This window comes from Synechococcus sp. EJ6-Ellesmere (genome assembly GCF_024345875.1).
Taxonomy (GTDB): Bacteria; Cyanobacteriota; Cyanobacteriia; order PCC-6307; family Cyanobiaceae; genus Regnicoccus_A; species Regnicoccus_A antarcticus.
On record NZ_JAGQBY010000191.1, the window covers coordinates 1 to 5,312 of the forward strand.

General features: G+C 64.3%; 6 protein-coding genes and 1 tRNA gene. 5 read left to right on the plus strand and 2 right to left on the minus strand.

Translation table 11 applies throughout. From position 1 onward, the window contains the following. Positions 1 to 204: 204 nt before the first annotated feature. Entirely contained in the window at positions 205 to 765 is a 561-nt protein-coding gene (locus tag KBY78_RS15850) for an SRPBCC family protein (RefSeq protein ID WP_006170830.1), read from the plus strand. Between the two features lie 332 nt (positions 766 to 1,097). Here KBY78_RS15850 and KBY78_RS15855 read toward each other — a convergent pair. Then, positions 1,098 to 1,170 (minus strand) — tRNA-Glu (locus KBY78_RS15855). Between the two features lie 73 nt (positions 1,171 to 1,243). Further along, the gene (locus KBY78_RS15860; RefSeq protein ID WP_083781818.1) at positions 1,244 to 2,434 is read right to left on the minus strand and encodes a histidine kinase; all 1,191 of its coding nucleotides are present in this window, start codon (positions 2,432 to 2,434) and stop codon (positions 1,244 to 1,246) included. Between the two features lie 81 nt (positions 2,435 to 2,515). Here KBY78_RS15860 and KBY78_RS15865 point away from each other — a divergent pair, with 81 nt between their 5' ends. The 4 genes from KBY78_RS15865 to KBY78_RS15880 form a co-directional block, all read left to right on the plus strand. Continuing rightward, the gene (locus KBY78_RS15865) at positions 2,516 to 3,097 is read left to right on the plus strand and encodes a hypothetical protein (protein ID WP_255144441.1); all 582 of its coding nucleotides are present in this window, start codon (positions 2,516 to 2,518) and stop codon (positions 3,095 to 3,097) included. A gap of 33 nt (positions 3,098 to 3,130) precedes the next feature. Beyond that, the gene (locus KBY78_RS15870) at positions 3,131 to 3,547 is read left to right on the plus strand and encodes a cAMP phosphodiesterase (protein ID WP_255144442.1); all 417 of its coding nucleotides are present in this window, start codon (positions 3,131 to 3,133) and stop codon (positions 3,545 to 3,547) included. A gap of 134 nt (positions 3,548 to 3,681) precedes the next feature. Then, positions 3,682 to 4,134, plus strand: a complete 453-nt coding sequence (locus KBY78_RS15875) for a glycine zipper 2TM domain-containing protein (RefSeq protein ID WP_255144443.1) — start codon at positions 3,682 to 3,684, stop codon at positions 4,132 to 4,134. A 40-nt stretch (positions 4,135 to 4,174) separates the two neighbouring features. Then, positions 4,175 to 5,312 (plus strand): M1 family aminopeptidase (locus tag KBY78_RS15880; RefSeq protein ID WP_261350348.1); only part of this gene is annotated, 1,138 nt, incomplete at its 3' end.

Here is a 5,312-nt window from a genome sequence, read left to right on the forward strand (position 1 = left end):
ATGCGGGCATCGGACTGACGAAGCGCTGCGGTCGAGATGCGCATGAACCCTCAAACTCCGGAAAACCGGCCCGATCATAGGCAATGTCTACGCTCTGCCCTCCCATGACCGTGGGCCTTTCCGCACCGGCAACCGATTGTTGCGGTTAGGTTTGGTCGCAGCTGGTTTGATCCGGCTTGCCACGAATCCGGCGTTTCCCCTCACTTGGCGCAACTTTCGGTTCTGACGACCCCTTCCATCCAGGGCCTGCTCAGCAGCCAGGACGCCTGTTCACTGGACACGATCCAGCAGGACATGGAGCGACTGCCTCAGGGAGCGCGCCGCCTGGCAGTTCAGCTGCGTCTCGAGCTTCCCCCCCAGCAGATCTGGGCCGTGCTCACCGATTACGAGAACCTCAGCCGCTTCATCCCCAACCTCTCCATCTCCCGCCTGCTCTGGCGCCGGGGGAGCACCGTGGGCCTCGAGCAGGTGGGCTGTCAGCAGTTCTGCGGCCTGCGCTTCAGTGCCCGCGTCGAGCTGGAGCTGCGGGAGCATCACGACGACGGCCTGCTCAGCTTCAGCATGCGCCAGGGAGATTTCCGTCGTTTCGAGGGGGCCTGGCAGGTCAGCGGCGAACCCGGCGGGTCCCGGCTGCTCTACGAGCTCACCGTGCAGGGGCGCCAGGGTATGCCGATCGGGCTGATTGAGCAGCGGCTGCGCGAAGACCTGGCCGCCAACCTGCGCGCCGTGCAACGGGAAGCTCTGCGCCGCGCCAGCCAGGCCTGAGCGCAGAAGGCCTGGGTTCATTCACTGGATCCTCTGCAGGCACTCAAAGGCCGGTCGATCGCCCTATCCAGCCGATACTTGATCCCGGTCGTGCCTCTAGGGTGATGGCCTAATCAAAACAAATATGTAATTAATTATAAAATTACCGTTTTAGTTTAATTATTGTGGGAATCATATTATTCGAAATTGATTTTACAAACATTCGATTTTGTGATTTTAAAGAGAGGCGATCAGGCAATCCCGGAAAATCTGGCTAGTTAGATCTGGCTCTACGGATATGACTTGCTTGAGCTTCAAGTGGCGAAACTTAGCGTTCTTGTGGTTGGTCGTAATACCCCCAAGGGGATTCGAACCCCTGTCGCCTCCGTGAAAGGGAGGTGTCCTAGGCCTCTAGACGATGGGGGCGAGGCCACGGAATAGGAACGTTTTCAGGCGCCGCTTCCGATCCTTGGACGCTACGGGTCGGAGTGTCCCTTCGTCAAGGCGAAGCCTGGCTTGGGGAGTTCTGCCCAGACCACACCGGAACGGTGAAGTGGAAGCAGGCTCCTTCACCGGGCTCGGAGACCACCCAGATTCGTCCACCATGCACTTCAACGATGCGGCGACAGACGGAGAGGCCCACCCCAAAGCCAGAGGTGGTTCCCGAGGTCTGAGGAAGCCGTACCCGCTCCAGGAAGATCCTCTCCTGCTCGCCGCGGGGAATTCCCGGACCTGTATCGCAGACGCTCACCTGCACCCATTGGCTGGTGCGGTGCAACAGCGAGAGGGTCACCTCGCCACTATCCGGGGTGTATTTCAACGCGTTCTCCAGCAGGTTCAGAAGCACCTGGCGCATGCGCCGCTGATCGGCGAACACATCCGGCAGGTCGGCGGGGATGTCGGTGATCAGGCGCAGCGTCCGCCCCACCCACAATTTCTCCAGCTCCAGGATCGCCTCCGCGGCCACCGGCGCCAGGTCCAGCCGCTGGGGGTTGAAGAGCGCTTCCCAACGGGTGGTGCCCACCTCCAGCAGATCTTTGGAGAGATGCTCGATGTCGTCGAGGCGGCGGTCGAGCACATCCCGGCAGCGGGTGTTGTTGATGTGCCCGAGCTGCAGGCTCTGCAAGGCCAGCTTGGCGGCGGTGAGGGGGGTGCGCAGTTCATGGGCCACCATGCGCAGCAGCCGCTCCTGCACCCTCAGGCGCTCGATCAGGGTTTCGTTCTCCTGACGCAGCACCAGCACCTGATCTTCCAGCTGCAGTTCCCGTTGGGAGCGGCTGCCATCCATTTCGGCGGGCCGCAGGCTCATGCCCAGATCGCTGACCATCTCCAGCTGCTGCCAGCGCGGAAGCCAGCCCTTCAGCTGATCCAGCACCGCATTCCCCGCCAGCACCTGGCGAGGGGGTGGCTCCAGTTTCACCAGGGCCGGGGTGGCCACCAGCCGGTGAAGCTCCAGCAGCTCAGGGCGCAGGGCCGGATTCGCCAGCTCCAGGGCCACATCGAAACCGCAGTCACAGGTTTCGAGGTAGTTGAGCACCCCACCCAGATCTGCGGAAGCGAGATGGTGCGGGGCCGCCACCAGCAGCAGCTTGAGCGCCCGTCTCCTGGCCGGTAGGGGCCCGGGAGCAGTCGTGCCGGGGTCGGTTTTCCCCGCTTCAGGCACCTTGGCGGCAGGCGAGATCGTGGGCATCACCCTATGGCGTCGAACGCTGGGCCGAGAGCTGGCTATGACGTGACTGTGAACCGTCCCACTGAAAGCCTCCCTCCCCCCATGACCCCATCCACGGAACGGGTGCCGCTGGATCCGTCAGGGCCGTATCAGCGGGACCCCCAGGGAAGCCGCATCCAGCTGGACAGCAACCTGCGCCGCTGGTTCTCGCGCAACCTCGGCCTCTGGCGCTCACGACGCCTCTATTTCTTCCGTGGCGAGGATGAGCCTTTGCGCCTCTACTTCCTGCTGCGGATCGAAACGTACGAGCAGCCGGTGGAGGGAGAGGCGGCCTACCGCTTCAGCTGGACGACCGAGCAGGATTTCGGCTTCTATGCCCGCAAGCCCCAGTACCAGCGTGAGGGCAGCCTTGAGGCCTACCTCTGCGGTCACCAGCTGCGGCGCAGCCATGGGTCTCTCGCGGACCATCCGATGCGCTCACAGATCCGCCAGGTGGATGAGCACCAACTGATCTTCGAGTCGCAGCACCAGGACTGGGACATCGAGCAGCACATCCGCCTGATCGATCGGGACCGCCTCAGGGCCTGCTCGATTTTCTCCTGGCGGGACGGCGAGCTTGGTGTCACTGAGACGCATCATGAGATCCGCCTGGAGGGTCCCGGGGATCCGCTCCCTGCGGATTGAAGTTCGAGCCCCTGTGCATCAGCATGGGGCCTGATGAACACGCTCTCCTTGCGCCTCACGCACCGCCTCCACCGACTCCTGTTGCTGGCTGCCGCACTGATCATTCCCGCCGTTGCAGGCGCCGCCCCCGCTCAGGCGGCACCCGCGAGCGAAAGCGAGATGTCGCTCTACACCAGAATTGCTTCCGTCAATGTCTGCATTGCCCGTGGCGCCGGAGTCGAGTTCGACAAGGCCGCGAGCATTGCCGGTGAAACGATCGCCCAGCTGATCAAGGGCCAGCACGACGGTCAGATCAAGCAGGTGGGAACCAAAGCCCTCACCATCGAGGAGCTGCGACGCGGTTCGGTGAACTCCGCGGTGATCGGTGCCGTTGAGCTCTGTCCCAAGGAGGTGCCGCCGGATGTGGTCAAGAAGGTGAATGACGCCCTCAAGCAACAGGGCGACAAGTAACCCCAGAGGCCAGCACCGCTGGCCTGCAGCGGACGCATCCGGACACATCCGGCCCCACCTGCAGTTGCAGTTCAGGCGGCCCTGGTGGCTTTGCTGATGGCATCCCTTCGGGGCTGTCCTCCAGCTTGATCACCATGACCGTCTTCATCCGCCGGCTTCCTCTGCTGCTCGCCGCCGGGGCCTGTGGCCTTGCCGCCTTGCTGCCCGCCGCCGCCTCCGCCCAGGAGGCGTACCGGGGCTATCAGGGCTACCGGCTGCCAATGGATCGCTACCCGGTGTCAAGAAACGCCGGTTATGCCGTGACTCCGGCCCGCAACTGGCCGCCCGCTCCCTATCAGGACTACAGCAGCCAGGTCCCCAGCGGCAGCAGCCCTTACGGCCAGCCGGCGCCCACCACCTGGGAGGAAGCCCAGGCCCTGCAGCAGCGCTGCTCGATCGGTCGGCTGGTGGGCGGAGTCATCGGCGGTGGCCTCGGCTATGCCGCCTCGCGCGATGACGGCCGCACCTGGGCGGTGCCCCTGGGGGCCCTGCTCGGATCCCAGGTGGGCTGCAACGCCGGCCAGGGCCGTGGACCCCTGCCCTGGTGAGCGGGGCGCCAGGATCAGGGGGCCTTCTCCCCCTGGCCTGATGAGCGTCGTGCGGCTGGCCGACTACCGGCCCTTCCCCTACCGGCTTGAGCGCACTGACCTGACGGTGCGCCTTCTCGGTGAAGAGGCCCTGGTGGAGTCCACCCTTCTGTTTGTGCCCCTTGCCGCAGACGGCGATGGCAGCGAACCGCTGGTGCTGCGTGGTGAAGGTTTGGAGCTGCTTTCCCTCAGCCTCGATGGCCGGCCCCTGACGCTCGACGAGATCGGGCGCGACGGCGATGCCTACATCCTCACGAGCACGCCCGCGCAGCCGTTTCGCCTGACGAGCGAAGTGCGCCTGCACCCCCGTGCTAACACCAGCCTCGAGGGTCTCTATGCCAGCGGCGGCATGGTGACCACCCAGTGCGAAGCGGAGGGGTTCCGCCGCATCACCCTCCATCCCGATCGCCCCGACGTGCTCAGCCTGTTCCGGGTGCGTATCGAGGCTGAGCGAGGCCCCTACCCCGTTCTTCTCTCCAACGGCAACTGCATCGAGCAGGGCTCGCTGCCAGCCCTGGCCGGTGAGGAGGAGCGTCACTTTGTGGTCTGGGACGATCCCTTCCCCAAGCCCTCCTACCTGTTCGCCCTGGTGGCCGGGGTGCTCGAGGAGGTCCGCGACACGTTCACCACCGCCAGTGGCCGCATGGTGCAGCTGCGCCTGCATGTGGAGCCTGGCGATGCGCCGTACACGGCCCATGCCATGCGCTCACTGCAGCGCTCGATGACCTGGGATGAGAGCGTCTATGGGCTGGAGTACGACCTCGATGAGTACAACATCGTGGCCGTGCGCCATTTCAACATGGGCGCGATGGAGAACAAGAGCCTCAACATCTTCAATTCCAAGCTGGTGCTCGCCGATGCCGCCACGGCCACCGATGCCGAACTGGAGCGGATCGAGAGTGTGATCGCCCATGAGTATTTCCATAACTGGACGGGCAACCGCATCACCTGCCGCGACTGGTTCCAGCTTTCCCTCAAGGAGGGGCTCACCGTCTTCAGGGATCAGAGCTTCACGGCGGATCTGCATGCACCGGCGCTGAAGCGGATCGAGGATGTGGCGATGCTGCGCAACACCCAGTTCCGCGAAGATGCCGGCCCTACCGCGCACCCGGTGCAGCCGGATCACTACCAGGCGATTG